9 protein-coding genes are annotated in these 18,167 nt (G+C 43.4%); 3 read left to right on the top strand and 6 right to left on the bottom strand.

Annotated elements, in window-relative coordinates; genetic code table 11:
* Nucleotides 1-101 precede the first annotated feature (101 nt).
* The gene (locus AC5JPT_RS02985) at nt 102-1,718 is read left to right on the top strand and encodes a DUF3482 domain-containing protein (protein ID WP_493857063.1); all 1,617 of its coding nucleotides are present in this window, start codon (nt 102-104) and stop codon (nt 1,716-1,718) included.
* Between the two features lie 48 nt (nt 1,719-1,766).
* Here AC5JPT_RS02985 and AC5JPT_RS02980 read toward each other — a convergent pair whose 3' ends face one another.
* From AC5JPT_RS02980 to AC5JPT_RS02970, 3 genes are all read right to left on the bottom strand, one after another.
* On the bottom strand, nt 1,767-2,810 hold the full coding sequence (locus AC5JPT_RS02980; RefSeq protein ID WP_493857062.1) for an ArsA family ATPase: 1,044 nt from the start codon (nt 2,808-2,810) through the stop codon (nt 1,767-1,769).
* A gap of 52 nt (nt 2,811-2,862) precedes the next feature.
* Nucleotides 2,863-3,156, bottom strand: a complete 294-nt coding sequence (locus AC5JPT_RS02975; protein ID WP_493857061.1) for a cory-CC-star protein — start codon at nt 3,154-3,156, stop codon at nt 2,863-2,865.
* A gap of 115 nt (nt 3,157-3,271) precedes the next feature.
* Complete coding sequence (locus AC5JPT_RS02970; RefSeq protein ID WP_443526499.1) at nt 3,272-4,954, bottom strand: carbon starvation CstA family protein; 1,683 nt, start codon at nt 4,952-4,954, stop codon at nt 3,272-3,274.
* Between the two features lie 298 nt (nt 4,955-5,252).
* On the opposite strand from AC5JPT_RS02970, the gene AC5JPT_RS02965 reads away from it, so the two are divergent.
* On the top strand, nt 5,253-5,921 hold the full coding sequence (locus tag AC5JPT_RS02965) for a hypothetical protein (RefSeq protein WP_493843167.1): 669 nt from the start codon (nt 5,253-5,255) through the stop codon (nt 5,919-5,921).
* Nucleotides 5,922-6,023: 102 nt separating this feature from the next.
* Entirely contained in the window at nt 6,024-6,587 is a 564-nt protein-coding gene (locus AC5JPT_RS02960) for a hypoxanthine-guanine phosphoribosyltransferase (protein ID WP_319051655.1), read from the top strand.
* 94 nt (nt 6,588-6,681) lie between these two features.
* On the opposite strand, the gene recD is transcribed toward AC5JPT_RS02960, so the two are convergent.
* The 3 genes from recD to AC5JPT_RS02945 all read right to left on the bottom strand — a co-directional run bounded on the left by recD (nt 6,682) and on the right by AC5JPT_RS02945 (nt 18,040).
* Nucleotides 6,682-8,874, bottom strand: a complete 2,193-nt coding sequence (gene recD, locus AC5JPT_RS02955; protein ID WP_493857060.1) for an exodeoxyribonuclease V subunit alpha — start codon at nt 8,872-8,874, stop codon at nt 6,682-6,684.
* 70 nt (nt 8,875-8,944) lie between these two features.
* A complete protein-coding gene (locus AC5JPT_RS02950; protein WP_493857059.1) occupies nt 8,945-13,465 on the bottom strand; it encodes a UvrD-helicase domain-containing protein in 4,521 nt (1,506 codons plus the stop codon).
* A gap of 60 nt (nt 13,466-13,525) precedes the next feature.
* On the bottom strand, nt 13,526-18,040 hold the full coding sequence (locus tag AC5JPT_RS02945) for an exodeoxyribonuclease V subunit gamma (RefSeq protein WP_493857058.1): 4,515 nt from the start codon (nt 18,038-18,040) through the stop codon (nt 13,526-13,528).
* Between the last annotated feature and the right edge of the window lie 127 nt (nt 18,041-18,167).

The raw sequence follows: 18,167 nt of genomic DNA, 5'->3' as shown, positions 1-18,167 counted from the left end.
CAATAGTACGTATGCATAACCAACACTCAACCAGATTTGTTTTACAATACATGGCTACTTTATATGGCTATTTTAGTCATCAATAATGATAAGACGCAATTATGAATAATGATAATAAAAAAGATGTTCACGAAAACCATAAGCCTGTTGGTCTCTTTGCAGATAAGGCGTTGCCTCGTGACTCAAATAACTACGACAATCTCAATAGTAGCCCCAATAGCTCGCAAGCGCCAACTGCAACCAAAAATACGACAAAGAAAACCATTGCCAGTGGCGAAGCACTAAAATTAGCAGTGGTTGGTCATACCAATACTGGCAAGACGTCCATACTGCGTACCTTATTGCGAGATGTGTATTTTGGTGAGGTCAAAAACGAAGCAGCAACCACACGCCATGTAGAACAAGCAAGCCTGACAGACAGTAAAACGGGGGAGATACTGGTAGCATTGTACGACACGCCAGGTCTAGAGGATGCATCAGGACTGATGGACTGGTTGGAGGATAATACCGCCAGTCGCCGTGATGGTATTGAGCGTTTGCAGCAATTTTTGGCTGCCGATGTTGCTCAAGGTGCAGACAGCTATGACTTGTCCTATGATTATAGCCAAGAAGCCAAGGTGATTCGTCAGCTGCTAGCAAGTGATATGGCCATATATGTGGTAGATGCGCGCGAGCCTGTATTGGGTAAATATAAAGACGAGCTGGCTATTTTATCTTGGGCGGCTATTCCTGTCATGCCCGTTTTTAATTTTACTGACAGTCAGGATGCCAATATCGATGACTGGCAGACCATGCTGGCAAGACGCAATCTACATATCTCTACACGTTTTGATTCCGTTGCGTTTGAGTTTGAGGACGAGATGCGTTTATGGACCAATCTTGCTACCATGCTCACCCACTCTGAGATGCTTGAGCAATTGATGCAGCGCCGGACTGAGGACTGGGCACAGCTGTATGATGAAGCCAATATCATCATTGCGGATTTTTTATTGAATGTCGCTGCATTCGTACGTGAGATCAATGAAGATGATGACCCGATGCCTGTATTGGCCCAAATGCAAGAAGCGGTCAGACAAAGTGAGCGTGCGATGCAGCACAACCTTCTTAATCTTTATAAATTCTATGACAATGCCGTCGCGGCAACCCCACTTGAACTGCAAGCCTACCAACAAGACCCATTCGATCCTGAATTGCTCAAAAGCTATGGTATCCGCACCACGTCTGGTGCCGCAGCGGGTGCGCTACTGGGGTTGGGTATTGATGCAGCGGCGCTTGGCACGACATTGGGTTTAGGTGCTGCAATTGGCGGTATCGCAGGCGGGTTACTGTCTAATACCAGTAGTATTGCTGATAGAATCACAGGAGTAAAACGCTTGTATATCGATCCTGCGACATTGACATTGCTTGCGACCCGAGCGATAGACTTACTCACTGCCTTGCGTCATCGCGGTCATGCTGCGACAGACGCCACTCAACTGTTATACAAAGGCGAAAAAGATAGCCTTGAGACATCATTAAATAATGATGACGATAATGAAGAGGTTCAATCTATTACCGTATGGCCCACACACAAATTGCCAAGCGAGCTAAAAAAAGCTCGCGGCAAACCGCAATGGTCATCGCTTAGCAGTGGCAAGTCCGAACAAGCGCAGTTGCTACGCACAGACATGGCATGGTCGCTGTCAGGTAAGCTGCAATCATATAAGCGCGAATCGTAACCATATATAGTAAGCAAAACCTAATAGGGCTACTTTGGTTTTTTGTCGCTAACTTTTTGCCTCTAATAAAGCGCTTAATGCCTCTGTGCCGCGTACGTCTGTCTGTTGTAGATAAATCGGATACAAGAGATACTTGGAAAAATTATTTTCAATATCTTGCATCAATTGCTGTTGACGCTCAGCACGACGGCGCCAAAACTCATCCGATTGAGTGGGCGTTATCAGCTGGTTAATAACTATCGCTGCTGGTGTGAGCTTACTCTCTTCTAGTTGCTCAATAGCTCGCTTGGTCTCTGCCAATGGCAGAACATCCGCAGTCATAACCAACACAATTGCGGTTTGGGTGCGGTCATGTAGTAGTAATCCTGCCTGTCGAAACAACTGCTTGCGCTTCTCTAATACCGATACCGCTTGCTCCCAGCGGTCAGATTTTTTTGCTGCAAATGGGTTTGGCACTTCTTTTGTGAGATTGTCGGTCTGATGGCTCTTTTGATTACTTTTCTGATTGTGACTGTCCAAATGCGTCGCCACTGAGCGCAGTTTGGCTTGTCTGCGCTGCTGCGCTAGTAGACCATCTGTCCATGCTCCCATCATCTCTGGTAGTACCAATAATCTTAAGGTATGTCCCGTTGGTGCGGTATCAAAGATAATATGTTCATAACCTGCACTCGCGGCTGCAACCAAATGCTGACACATTGATTCAAGCATCGCTGCTTCCTGGGCACCAGGTGCTGACTTTGACAGTCTCAAATGCTCACGAATTTTGGGCATCATATCTGGATTGGCATAGGACTTAATCGTACGCTCAACTTGGGCAAAGTGCTCGTCAACGATAATATCAGGATCTAGCTCGATGGCATCTAGGTAGGGAGAGATGACTGTTTTTTCGTTCTTTAAACGGGTATTTAGGACATCGCCCAAACTGTGTGCAGGGTCGGTTGAAACAATTAAGGTTTTTTGCTGTTGGCTTGCGTAATAGCTGGCAAGTGCAGCAGCAGTGGTGGTTTTCCCTACACCGCCCTTGCCTCCGATAAATATAATCGGTTGTGTCGTTAGCTGTTCTACGAATCCATGTAAGGGATGTAATGCCATATCTCTATCTCATTTTTCAAACTGTTTTTATTTTTCTCTAGCTACCAAATCACTAGCAACAACCAACATGATCAAATGGACATCTATCCATGCCCATACGCGTATGCCACTCATGAAAGTTCTCTAAAAATAATGGCTGCAACTCTAACGTATAAAAGCTGGCAGGATTATCGATGCCCAAACTCTCAGCAAACATGAGTAGCATAAAAAAATCTTCTTCATCACGGGCAGCTCGTGCCATTGTCTGTCGATAAGGCGCATGATAAAACTCATTTAGACCAGCAGCAAACCGTTGCCACCATGGTTGGACATTTTTGGTGTCTGCTAAGATATTTTTATTTTCCATAATACACTCACCCCTTTTCCTATTTATTGTTATCTATCATGCCTATATGATACAAAAAACGCCAGCAATTGCTGCTAGCGTTTTTGTTTGTTAAATATGTTAGACAGCTAAAGGCTTAAACTTCTCCGCCTTTACCTTTATGTATCGACCACTCTTTACGGAGTACGGATAGACTCTCAAACGTCACTAAGACCGTAGCGATCAAGATAATAATATCCATAATGATCAGTAGCCAATTTCCATCAGTAAAGAAGGTTTTTAGCTGAATTAGCAATGCAAAGACAGTCATGACCAACAGGAACGACAACGGTGCTAAGGTGTACCAAACTGGCTTGCCTTTGCGTAGCAAAATTACCGTTACAATCATTAAGGTCAAGGCTGCCATGAGCTGGTTAGTCGTACCGAATAATGGCCAAATAATCATACCACCAGCACCATCAATACCACCAGCACCAAAGGCTAATAGTAAACAGCTGCCAACAGCAAGTAACGTTGCCACGACGCTTTTATTCAGTATTGGTAAATTATAAAACTCGCCAAACTCTTGGAAAATATAACGTTGTAAGCGTACGCCAGTATCCATGGTCGTACCTGCAAACAATGCTGCCATAACTGTAAGCATCGTCTGCGATAACACCATATCGATACCCACACCAGCATTCAAAATAGTCGCACCGCCATCAATAAAGGCACCGATAGAACCATCACCAAATTTTTGATAGACCGCTTGCCAATCTCCGAGTGTCGCAAAGCCTGCTGTTGCTGCTAAAATTGCGCCAAGCGCCAACATGCCCTCACCTAATGCGCCAAAATAACCAACAAAACGCGCGTCTTCCTCTTTATCAATCTGCTTAGATGTCGTCCCTGTCGCAACCAGTCCATGGAATCCAGATATCGCACCACAAGCAATGGTCACAAACAATAGTGGCATAAGTGACGGTGTATCAACGGGCAATGTTGTATTTATTGCTGGTGCCACGATGTCTGGCGTACCAATAAAAATAGCAGCATATAACAGAATCAAACCGACAAATAACTGTAATCCGTTGATGTAATCACGAGGCTGGAGCAGCATCCATACAGGTAATAACGAGGCGATAGCTGCATAGCTGAACAAAATAATAATCCAGACGGCATTATCAGGCAGTCCAAAGACAGTCTCAGGCAATACAATCGGGAACATAGGGCCAAGATAAATAAGGCCATATAGTGCACTAACACCGATGATAGACACCCAAACGAGATTCATTTTGTAGCGATAAATACACTGACCGATGATAAGCGCAACTACCAAGGCACCCCAAACTGGCAGTACAGCAGATGGGGTTTTGATCATCATGTTTGCAATAGCGACACCAAATACGGCGTTAACCATCAGCAATAGCAAGAAAATCACAACCATCATCAGACTACGGACACGTGTGCCCATGACAGTACCAGCAATAGAGCCAATCGACTGACCTCTGTTGCGCATACTTGCCCAAATGGCAGACATATCATGTACACCAGCCATAAAGATGGTACCAAATACTACCCAAATAACGGCAGGTACCCAGCCCCAAATGACAGCAATTGCAGGACCGATAATAGGTGCAGCACCTGCCACCGATGTAAAGTGATGTCCCCAAAGCACATACTTGTTGGTGGGGACATAATCGACCCCATCTTTCATAGTGTGTGCTGGCGTGGGACGGCTGTTATCCAATGCCAATATCTTAGTAGCAATGAATTTTGAGTAAAACACGTAGCCGCACAGCATGGCAGCAACGCCGAATAGAAGTACAATAGCACTATTCATCTTATCTCTCCCTAGACAAGTAGTAGGTAGCCGTATAAGTTCAAGCTTTTTAAATCAAAATATAAAAAATATGCTAAATTAGTGTGCGGTGAGTGACTCATCTCACCCATAGTTGGATAAATCGTAGGAATGTTGAAAGACAAATATCAGTACAATCTTGCATTTTACAATTAGAGCACGTCACTAAGTAGCATATAGTGTTGTGAGTCTTTATTTAAAATTCTGGTTGAATAGTAACCGATTTCACGACAAATGTAACGTATGTAAGAGATGAAAAACAACAAATAAAGGAAGCGCAATGGCACATTATTTTGGATTCCACCCTTCAGATAAATTAAAAGCATTAATTAGTGAGGCCGAACAAGTCGTTGCTTCAGATGAACATGTGGAATATTATCCTTATCGCGACGCGCTTACACATCAGACTGCTCGTGACTTGACGGACAATTTATTGATTGGTTTGGTAGAGATTATTCCAAACCCTGAGCGTCAAGCATCTATGCGTAAAATCGTTGGAACGATTGAAAGTACCACCGATACCCTACTCAATATCTTATTGGGTAAAGAAAATAACGAAGAAGTATTACCGAGCTTTCATTTTTTGAGAGATCATGCGACATTTATCGATAATGAGGGAGCCAAACGGGTCGGCTTTAAACTGTCTGAAACAAACGCAAAAACCATCGTTGAAGGGTTTGCTGCTATCACGCCAGACCACGTAGATAGAGCCAAATTCAAGACAGCACTAGAAACGATGAACGATGCCACACTAACCCATTTTGTAACTCGCTATGCCGAAACGTTAAAGCTTGGTATGATCAAGCGTAAGTCAGTACCGGTTGCCAAATCTGCAATTGATAAGGGTATGAATATGGCCCTCAATAAGCTATTACCCGACTTACCCAATGACTCGCTTAACCGTTTAGCAAATTATTACCGCCCATTTATTGTAGAAAAGCCAGAATAACCCCAAAAGTTAGATTAATTTTGTCCTAAACGCTTTATGACGTTGGGCAAATTCACTAAAATTTGCTAAAATAAGCGGCACTTTTTACCAAAGGCGCACCCGATGACCCAAATCAGTAACCAAGAAATCGAAAAAACATTACGCAACTCAGAGTGCCTTATCAGCAGTATCGAAGTAGCCGCTGCTTATGAGCGCCTAGCCGCTCAACTTAATCTACACTACGCTGGTCTGAACCCAATTGTAATGGTTGTTATGAATGGCGGATTGATTCCAGCTGGCCAGTTACTTACCCACCTGACGTTCTATCATCGTATGCACTATATCCATGCGACGCGTTATCGTGACAACGAAGGTACTAATGACCTCGACTGGAAATTCAAGCCTGACGTGAGCATTGAGGGCGAGCACGTATTATTGATTGATGATATTTTTGACGAAGGTATTACCCTAAAAGCCGTTGTCGAAGAGCTAAGTAAAGAAAAACCTTTATCGCTTGAGTGCTGTGTACTATTAAACAAAGAACACGAGCGTAAAGTTGCAGATTTTGATGTTGATTTTGTAGGTATCAACGTGGCGGATCGCTATGTATATGGCTGTGGTATGGATTTCCACGGTTACTTGCGTCACCTACCCGGTATTTATGCTATCAAAGAAGATAAAGTTTAAGCCTTATACTCTTTGAAATGTGTCAATCATAAAAAAGCATCCAACTTGGATGCTTTTTTATTGCATGAAAAACAGAGTAAATAGATAACAATGGTTAAAACTGCAAGGCTAAACCAGTGTGACGCTCTGTTGGTGTCTTAACTGCTATTTCAAAAGCATGTTTGGTGCTATATATCGTCACCTTTTTCTTGGCACGTGTGACTGCTGTATAAATAAGCTCTTTGCTCAGCAATCTAGTATGGCTGTTGTCAAAAGTAATTGCCACATGATCGAACTCAGACCCCTGTGACTTATGGATAGTCATTGTATATGCTGTAGCAATCAGTTCCTCATTCAGTAAGTTGACCGCAATCCCTTGCGTCTTATTTTCAAAAAACACCTCCAACCTACTCTGATCATCTAAGGTTTGTAAACAAAACCCAATATCACCATTAAATAGTCCTAACTCATAATTGTTCTGTAGCACCATGATTGGGCGACCATGAAACCATGTGTTTTGACCGAGTGGTAGTTTTAGCTCAGTCAGATGCCACTGGGTAAGATAATTATTAATATAATGATCGCCCCATTCTCCACTATGACCAGCACTCAAAATTCTAAATTCGTTGAAGGTTTCTGTTAGTGATGCGACTGTAGTTTTTACCGAATGTGGCACAGATTTTTCTATCGGGGTTTCCAAAAGACTCTCTACTTTTCTCAGATATTTTTTATAATTCTCTGTGATTTTTAAAATATTTTTTTCATTGCTTAGGCTATTTATTAGTTTGTTACCTTTAGAGTCTTCTGTCTGGATCATATTTATATGTTGAAAGTTCAATGCGTTATCATTTTTTAGGAGTTGCCAAATTGCTTTTGTGTCTGCTTTTGTATTGTTGATTTCGTAAGCTAATCTTCCGATACCTGAATCGGCACTAAATCGGCGACTTTCAGTTAACTCCGCATGTATAGGTTGTAGTAATGGAATGCGGCACAGGTCTGCCAATACTGCTCCTGCATCGACTGCTGCTAGTTGATTGGCGTCTCCTAATAATATAAGTCTTGCGCCTGGTTTTACCGCACTGACAAGATAATTTGCAAGCTCAACCCCTAACATTGATGCCTCGTCAACGATAATGATATCTTCGCCCAGTGGATTATCAGCACCATAGCGTGGACTACCCGTTCGACCAATACCTAATAAACGATGAATCGTTTTCGCTTCTTGCAATTGCAGCTTTACATCTGCTGCATCTAGAGCCACTTGTAGAGACTCTTGCATACGCTGCGCTGCTTTCCCAGTTGGTGCTGCTAACGCTAAGCTGGCACTATCTGTACTAAATATAATATTCTCTTCAGTACCCTTACCCTCTGAAGCCTGTTGTAGCGCGATCACTAGCTGAGCCACAGTATATGTCTTGCCCGTCCCTGGGCCACCGGTAATAATACTAAACGCGTTATTGTTAGCGACATTAATCGCCTTTATTTGATTTTCGTGAAGACTCTGAGGTATTGCTATTTGTAGAGGGCTTACTTTTTGATTCAAAATATTGTTGATATTTTTTGCTAAATTAAATTCAGCTTGCCATGCACGATGAAGCCAAAAAGTTATAGACTTTCCTGCACTTCTGTTGCGGATTTCTTTGTACATAACTGGTTTATTTCTTTTGCTTAGGCTATTTTTATTATTATTGCTACTAGTTTCAACTTTTTCGAACAAAGCATGAACATTAATTAAATGCATGAAAGAAACTAAATCCATATCTCTTAGTACTTGATATAGCATAGCAATCGTATCAAAACGCTTGTTTAGCATGTCCTTTTCATGGTTACTGAGCGAGAGCTGTGTCCAAAGCTGATCTCGCTTACTAAATAAAGTATCTAATAAATCAAACAAGGACATTTCGGCGCCAGCGTCATTACTTGGCTGTACATCATCTATCAGAACAAAAAGCGGCATAGCTAGCATTTCCAATAACTGTTGCTGCCAGCCATATAGCGTGACTACTTCATGGTTAATTTGACCTTGTAACGGTACTTCATGCTCAATAGCGGTGATAGTCAATACAGTATGCCCCTCCTCTAAATGAGTCGCTAACATCATAAATAAAGCAGTAAATAAGTAGCTGTCTTCTAACTTATCGGTTGGATCATCGGTTAGGCTGCTACCAGTATCAGCTTCTATATCTATCGCTTGATATGCTGAGTAGGTTTGCCCGCGACGCAGTAGAATATAGTCACTAATAGTATTGGCCCAGCTTTGTTGTAGGCCAACCGTCGCTTTGCTTTTGTTGTTGCTCTTGTTACTCATGATATGTCTCTGTGATGATCTGGTGAATCAATATAATGTTTTTGGGTATCAAATCGTTGTACAGAGCCCACTAGTCAGGCATGCCAAACAGCGCATCCAACCCCTTAATAAAATCAATTGGAATATCCCAAGTAACGAGCCCATAGCGACCGTTGTAGGGTGATTCGCTCGTTTCATTAGCCGCTTGCGATACGCTAGCAGCTGCTTGACCGTTGGGGTTATATACCCCTCGTAGGAAGATATACTCTACCGCTCCCAAATACTTGTCCTCATTACCCGCATAATCAGCGATTCTCATTGAAAGGAATCGATGTAATGCTACTTGGTAAATCGCTGCTTGTAACCAGTATCCTGCTTTAGACATGGCTTTTTTGAGTGTACTTTCATTATAATCGCTTAGGCTATTTCCTAAATAATTACTCTTATAATCGACTACGTAATACTTGCCAGCATGCTCATAAACCAAGTCAATCTCACCGCGCAAGTAACGATACAAGTGCGTTCTATTTTGCGGCACGAGGTTGACATGTTTGTCTGTCTCATCAGGTAAATACTGTTGAAATAGTTTACTGATATCCTCTGCTTTAAAGCGCTCTGACAGTCCCATGTTAAACTCTAATTCAGCGAAGCGTTGCTCTACATTGAGAGAATAAAGCGGCTGACTGGACGCCAATAACGGGGTGCGCAAAACCTCTTCAATCCAAACAATCAACGCCTCATGCTTCGTTGTATCTATTGCGTCAGCGTTAAGTGAGACAGCACTCTCTTCTCGGCTGCCTTGTGCTCTACGGCTTTGATATTCAGCACTGCTATACACCAGCGGTAGCTGATAACTACTGATAGCTCTATCGAGCACACCAGACCACTGCAGTTTGTTGTTAAAGTCAATTTTTTCGAATATCTCATGCAAGAACGTACCTGCATTAGCGCCTTTTATGAAGGTAAAGCGAATATCGTCTTCAGACTTGAGACTCATCTCATCAATTTTTTCGAGAGACGCATTACTATTAAGGCTACTATTAGGATAAGACTCAACCAATCCTGCGGTGTCTGTCATATCAATATCTATCGCATCATCAATACGCTCATCTACGACAGCCATTGCTTGTGTTGATTCGTCTAGCTGACGAGCTAACGCCGTAAAGCTGGTCTTAGCCCAACCATAAAAATAGCTCGTTTTCATGACATCAGTAAAAGCAGCATACTCAATAGTTTCTGTCGTGGGTGCGATGGTAAGCTTGGTATCTGTCGACGTTACTGTTTTAGCATAATGACTATTATAAAACTCATTGATATTATGCCCTCTAAGCATGCCTATCGTGCCTTTTAGCCTGTCAGGTAATTCAAATTTTGCGTCTGCAGAGTCAAACCAATAAAATACTGGCCTTAATTCAGGATTTGTATTCTTCTTAGGATCTCGCAACACCACATAAAGTTGCTCACTAGCCCGCGTAAATGCCACATATCCAAGCCGGCGCAGCTCATCAAAACCTTCATTTGTCTCGATATCAGTGAAGTAAGCATCTTTAGTGGCAGATCCTTGTAACGCAGAAAAACGGCGCTGATTACCTATTGACTGACCTTCTGTGGATTGCTGTACTAACGCTGAAGGCGATTGCTGGGCATTATATAGATATAGACCATGCTTCTCATTATTGCCTGACTTCCTACTGGCGTCTCCCATACCCAGTACATAGACAATGGGGAACTCAAGCCCTTTTGACTTATGAATAGTCATGAGCTGCACGCCAGACTCTGTCGGTAGCGGATACTGCTTCGCCCAATCACTATTGGGTGCGGTCTCTATGTGTTGCCTAAACCAAGCCAGCAGCTCATGCTCACCCATGCCTAAGCCATACTGTGCCAATACATCCATCACATGGCGTAAATCCATGATATGTCGATCACCTTCTGGATGAGCGGCTAGAGCTTGCCAAACGCCTTGTGACTGTATGGGGCTTCTATCCAATAAATAGTGCAGCGCTGACAAGATACCAAAGTGCTGCCAACGCTGTGCCCCTTCCTTTAGATACGTAATAAAATCCTGATAGCTCTTTTTATATTCTATGTTTCGAACATCGCTACTATTTGGATTAATACTATTAAGTCTGTCATCACTCTCAACCACACCTGATTCATGATCCGTCATCATAGCTTGGACATCTTTGATGCTCAGTCCGTACAGATGGCTGGTCAACACTCGATTAATCATGTCATGACGATACGGGTATAGCATGGCACTAAGTAGCGCTGCGATATCTTCTGCCATGATCGTTTCAAAGATGCTGACGTCGCTGGTGGTCAAGGTGGGTACGCCCAGTTTGACTAGCTCATCTTCAACCTGTTTTAGATCTTTTTTGGTACGGGCTAGCACCCCAATATCACTGGGCTGAATCGGCTGATCGTTTAATGTCTGACCACTACTGAGCAAGCTAGCAATATGACGTGCGGTGATTTCATACTCATCATAGTCAAGCTCGCTATCTTTTCCATTAGGCAAGTGTAGTACACTCACTGGCTGAGTAGAGAGTACCTCTGTCATCAAACCACTATCTTTTTCGTCTGAACTCTTAAACCAAGACAATTCACTCTGCTTTTTTGCGGCTTTGCTGTGCTGATAATAAATACCACTGCCTAGCTGCGCCAGCTTGTTCTCAGCAGTTGTTGCTGTAGGTATACCAAACCAGCAGTTGAGGGCATTAATCAAACTGAGAGTGGAGCGCCGGTTAGTGTTGAGCGTCCAAATGGTGCTTTTGTCAAACTGCGCTTTCATATAATTATAGTTGGTCACGTCACCGCCACGAAACCCATAGATCGCCTGCTTTGGGTCACCAACCAGTAGCAAAAACTCATGGTTGGATTTTTTGGTGGTGGATTTCTTGTCATTATCCGACTGTTTGCGTTTACTCTTTGGCAAGTAAATACTTTCGATCATAATGGCTTGCTCGCCATTAATATCTTGCGACTCATCAATTAATGCAATGGGGTAATGATGACGTATATAACGCGCCAGCTTGTCGCCTTGCCGACCTGTTAATGCTTGGTTTAAGCGCACCATTTGTAGACTAAATGTGGTCTCTCCTCGCTCCTCTAAAATCACTGGCAGTCTATTGCGTACCGCAAGCACGATATGACGATTAAGGTTGGCTAAAACCAATAGGATATGCTGATTTAACCCTTCCATCATATCTAAAAGCGCCATCAACTTACTGATGGTCTCTAGCTCAAAGAGGGATTGATGCTCTTTTTCTCTATTCTTATTGAAATTCTTAATTTTGCCATCTTCATTTGGATATCTGGCGTCCTGCAACGACGTTAAGATCTTATTTTCACGTTCATTCAAATAGCTGTTAAATGTCAGCTGATATTGTGCTACCTTTTGATGGACATCAACAAGTGCATCGAACTGTTTAAATAGATTGGAACGCCCATTAAATCCTTGAGATTTTCTGTAATCAGAATTTAGATAGGGCTGAATATCTGCTAGATCTAACTGGGCAAAATCATGAATCAGCTTTTCATACGCATCAAAATCAAAACCTTGCTCTAGTGTTATCTCATCAATCGGCGCAGAAATAAAATTCAGCGAACGAGAAACGAATTTTTTATGATCACCTATTGCAGTCAGCTTACCTTGCTGATCCATAAGCGCATACAGTTTGGGCTGCTCGTGATATAAACGGCTTTGAAACTGACGCAGCTCATCATGAATAATACTGTCCGTAACCTGCTCGATACTACTGTCTTCGATAATCGCCATGCCTTGCTGATGACCCGTTTCGCTACTGTACTCGATCAGCCACTTTTGCGCCAAGCTATCGAGCGTCCCGACGAATAGCTTATCTAACGTCGTTAATACTAATGCAGTGCGCCGAATCGCCTCTGCCATAGGATAGCTATACACATGATCAAGCAAATAACCGACCAAGTGCAGATTCACGGGATCTTGCATGATGCCATCTAGGCGTACATGTTCGGCTTGCTCTATTAACCACTCTTCACGCTGTTTTTTGACTTGTGCGCGCTTTTCTCTAGCCATCTGCTTATCATGGCTAGCATTTTGATTAAACTCATCAACATCTATTTCGGTATTTGATTCGACGCTTGAGTCATTGCTTTCCGACTTACCCTTGTTATTATTGTTATTGTTATTGTTATTGTTATTGTTATCGTCACTGTCAGGCAGTACCTGCAATAGGTTGGGATATAAGTTATCTTTATTATTGGTATCTGCACTCAGGTTGTTGACCCACTGTAATAGCTGATAGAACTCTACCAAACGGTCGTGGATGCGCTGACGCATTTCGGCGGCGGCAGCTCGAGTAAAGGTTGTGGCGATGATTTGCTCCGGTGCACGCCGCGCTTCAATCAATAGTCGTAGCACAATGCCAGTCAGCGTCCACGTTTTTCCTGTCCCCGCTGAGGCTTCGATAAGATGACGACCCGTTAATGCAACAGCAACCGCTGGCGCTATTTCTTCTTTTTCTTCAGCTATAGCCCCTGAGTCACCCAAAACATCTGAATGATCATCAAATAAATTTGGTTGTACAGAAGGTTCAATAATATCGGCTGTATCAGTAAAATCTGTCATATAAGCGCATACTTTTAATTATTATTAATGAGATCAAAAGAATAAAAAAGACACTAAGCACTAGCTATCCAATCCTTTTAGTGCCGTAAGCATCGGCGCATACAACGGCTGCGCCAAAGTAGTTAATGATGCTGATAATGCTCTAAAGGCATCTTGATCACGCAGTACATATTGCCAAATGGCATGCTGAGAGCAAGTGTCGTATACCATGTCTGAGTTATAATTAGGTCTTAGCCAATCTGAGAAGTCTGCTCGTTTTGGCCAATAGCTGTCGTTTTCATTATCATCTTCTTGCGATTTGGAGCACTTAGCCAGATAATTGAGCGCATACTCAGGCAATAATGTCATGGGAACTTGGCCCGATAGGTTGCCAAAAATCGTCCACTTTATCAGTTCTATCACTGCATCTTCATAGACGATGGGGCTTAGTTTAAATGCGATGAAATCTTTATAGGCACTTACCTGTGAGCTGGGTTTATTAAAGCGCCAAATACTCACGCCGTCATCTAAAGCTATCTGCTCAGCAGTGGTCCGTCTGGCAACCTGCCAATATAAATGCGACAGCCAAAATTTGAGTAAGTGTTTTGGACTGGCAGAATTGGGCAGTATATTCAACCACTGCTTGGGTGATTGCTCAGCATAGGCCGTCGCTGTCTCAACAGCAGCGCGGCTAGCATGATTATCTATAGGGACTGATGGTGCTAGTGCCTGTAATTCTGATTTTGATTGTAATATCGGCACTACCCCTTTAATCTTAACCTTTTCGGGTAATAGCTTGCACAGTATCTCGTTATCAGTACCATTCAAGATCGTTGGCAGCGCCACCTGAATAGGATGTTCAGCGGTGGGCGTTAGTAACTGTAGGCCTGTAGTGTTGTCTGCTACGCCTTCACTTAGCAGGCTACTATCAACAAATCCATTAGCAATTAATTGCTCTTCAAACTCTATGCACTGCTGCTGCAGCTTTTGTTGTTGGTTAGGTAGGGTGGTTTGGCGTGCTACCCCTGCTGGTATGATTTTTTGATACATCAAGGTTGAGATATCTTGCGGAGCAGTATTGTCAGTACGCTTATCAGCCGCCAGCTTATTGATTAAATATTCTTTGATTTGATAAGTCGTTAAGCTGTCCAAAAATAGCGGTTCCTGATGTGCTAATGCATCTTCGCCCTGTACTACATGTACCTTTTGGGTACGCAAAAAAGCTTTGGCAGGGTGGCGTACTTGATATATCAACATACCTTCAACATCGATCTCACCGATGTTGAATACGCTATCAGATACTGCTTGGATAAGCGCTGCTCTATTCATACTGTCAGTATCGCTATTGCCTAAAAGTGTATCTAGACCCAGCATATCAGCCAATGTAGACATGGTTTGGTCATCTACCTGTCCAAGCTGACCCATACTACGACCAAGCAGCTTAGCTATTGATTCATACTGTGCTTTTGTAGGTAGGCCAACGAGTTGTAGGTATTTGCTGGCTTCTCTTCTTTGTAGTGTCTCAAACACAGCGTGCCACAGCGGCGCAGGTGGGAATTGTTTTTTCTGAGCAAGTTTGGTGCTTCGCATAGCTTTACTTAATAAATTGTCTAGCTCATCGGCCGCAGCGGTAGGACTGCTATTCTGAACATCATCAGCGGGATTACTTGGGTCATTGCTTGGGTCAATGTTGACACTGTAGGTATCAATATTTTGCACAGGGGGATGTTCAATATCTGTTTCAAATAAGCTCTTATGAAAAGGCAGGGCTGGATGCTCAGTAACCAGCCACTGCTTGATGAGCTTTGGTAGATAACGTTTAAGGCTTTCTGTCGTTGGATCGACATCCTCAGACAACGTCTCAAGTGAGTTGACCTGCCACTGTACCTCACCTTGTAAAAACTGTAGCAACTCACTCACTGGGTTGGCAGGTAGGTGTTCATGGGTATCGGTCAAGCTTTGGCCATTGTAGAACATCCAGCATGCACTGCGAGCACATAGCAGCGCATCCAAAAATGCCCCATTGTCGTCATCTTCGCTGACTCGATCACCGCGACGTGAATTGGTTGCTTTCATCAAATCATACCGGTTGTCACGATCACGTCCAGGAAACTCAGAGAGATCCATATTGAGCATCACCACCAGTTCAAAAGGCACGTTTCTGAGCGCCCCAAACCGCCCAAAAGTAATCACTCCAGTAGGCTCCGCACTGACCTGCTGACTCTCAAGCTCAGCTTCGATACTGTCTAGCATAAAGCTCAGTTTTAGTGGCAGCTGCTCAACGCCTGCCAGCTTTTGCTCCACTTCTCTGTTGTCAATATCACCACTAGAGTACTGTCTGTAGTGACGATTGGCACGTAAGCTTGATTTAAAACCATTCATCGCATTGTAAATGGCACGCATCGTACGCGTTTGGTCAACATCACCAAAGTAGCGGTGGATCACTTGGGACTCAATCTGATCCAACCAATCTTCTGCTTTCATTTTTTGTGTATGATCATCACGCCTTGCCACCAAGCCTGTATAGATACGGCAAAGCGCCTCTACAATCATGGCGTCATTTAGGCTGACCTGCGCCAGTGGCAAGCTCATCTCGGGCACAGCAGTAGTTGGCCACTCACCCTCCTCTAAAGGGTACAAACAGTCACTAAGACTCGCTTCTGGCATCACAAGGCCTAAAGTCAATCTGTCTAACGCTTGGGCAAAACTAAAGCGATAATCATAGTCGTTAATATCTAAAGTTTGTTTCAGATGCCATTCATCAAAACCACGAACAAAGCCTGCTTCTAGCAGCAGATCGCAGCCACGGCTCATCTGCTCACGGGTCAATCCAAAACTCTCAAATAAGGGCGGCAGCATCAGCCAGTCTAAAACCTCGGCCGCCTCAAAACGGGCACTATGACTGCCGAGCAGCTTATAAAACCCAATAATCGCTTCCCACAACTGACGAATATCAGCATCAACAACACCCGTCACCTTCGCAGGCAAGGTTAAGCCATCTTGACCCTTGCCACTAACAAAAATAGAGCCAATCAGCGCATGATGGCGCTCAACATCTGGCAATAACACCACGATATCTGATATATGGCGTTTTTTCTCACCAGTTTTAATAGGTTCATTGAGCCAACGGCCAATCATAATACGCAGTACTTCAAGCTGACGCTGCAAATTATGACAGGAGTGAATGCTTAGGCTATTGTCTTGAGCAGAGATTGCCCACAAACGATCCTTTTCAAAACGCTTGTTTTCTAGTACGTCATCGTCATACCATGGCGACTCTGGCTCAGCGCCCAACACTATTTGCTCATTTACGGCTTGAGAGACTGTTGTTGCCGCAGCTTGCTGGGTCGATTGCTCATCAAGCATCAATACGTCATTTTGCAAACGTCGCAATAAACTTGGGCTGTTTTGTATGGCTTGAGAGCGACCAAAATCAGCCATGCTGTGCTCACTTTCATCACTGATACGGCTAAGATTATCATCAAAACTATCGTGCCACTCTACTAAATCATCTTGATATTGCTCGTTACCTGATAAATTGGCAAGCATGGCAAAAGTATCACGAGACTGCTTGCCCAGACGTGACAGTAAGCTATGTCCATAATCACGTAAAAATACACTTTCAGGGTTAATGATTTGCTGGCGCTGTAGCCAAGACTTATCAACAATATCTGCCCAGAATAGCTTAGAAGGATTATAATGTAATAGGGTGATCTTCATATATTTGGACAACTGCTGCAAAAAATCGAGCTCGGTTTGCGGCAGTTGCTGAATAGTAAAAATACGCAATACTTTGGGCAACTGAGCACGCTCATTCGCGTTATTATTTTCCAGAGCTGACCAAAAAGTGTTTTCAATGCTTACACGGTGTTGATGCACGTCGGCAAACAGATGCGACCATAAGAATCGCTGCGCTGCCTCAAGCTCCACATAATGCGCCACCAACCACTCCGGCGTCCCCCGTGCGTACTGATCAAAGCGTAGTGATAACGCATCTTTATCTGCTATCAATGCGTCTACATTGAGCGGCGTATTATGTGACCATAGCGCAAGCCAGTCCTCACGGTGGGTTAAGTAACGATTAAACACTCTTGCCAAATCACTTGCCAGCTGCCAAATACGGGCGTCTTGTTGTGCCTTATCTTGTTGTACGCCCTCTTGCGTCGTTGCTACTTGCGGCTCATCAATCAAGGATGCCAATAGCGGATGTACTGGGTGGGTGTCATCCTTAACAATCAAATCTTGATAGTAAGTGAGATAACCAAACAGGCGCCACTGCATCACCGTTGGTGACAACACAGCAACTTCAGGCACATTCAATGTAGCCGCTTCAGGATCTGCTTCTAACAAATAGGCATTGTGCCTGGTGAGCACATCTTGCATGAGTGTCCATTGATACTGGCCCCAAAACTTAGTACGCACCAATGTACTAATCCCCGCACGGCTGGCAATTGTTTTATCCAACCAATCACCCAATACCATCGAGGGCACAATAACAATAAAGGGCTCAAAAACATGCTGGCTTTTTGACTGGTATTGTTCAAGTAGTTGATCGACAAGGTTTTCGGTACGGTGCGACTGAATGATGGTAAACATAGACAATAATCTGATTAAAGTAGGCGTAGAATATGAATGTTAAGAAAGGCTGTTTATTGTGACTGACAGGCTAAAACATACTAGTAAAAGCCTCATGTCAGTAATCAGCCACTGCATGGACAGCGCT

The organism is Psychrobacter sp. H26, from assembly GCF_059073035.1.
The sequence above is the reverse complement of the archived record's forward strand: the minus strand, read 5'-3'. Positions and strand labels throughout refer to the sequence as shown.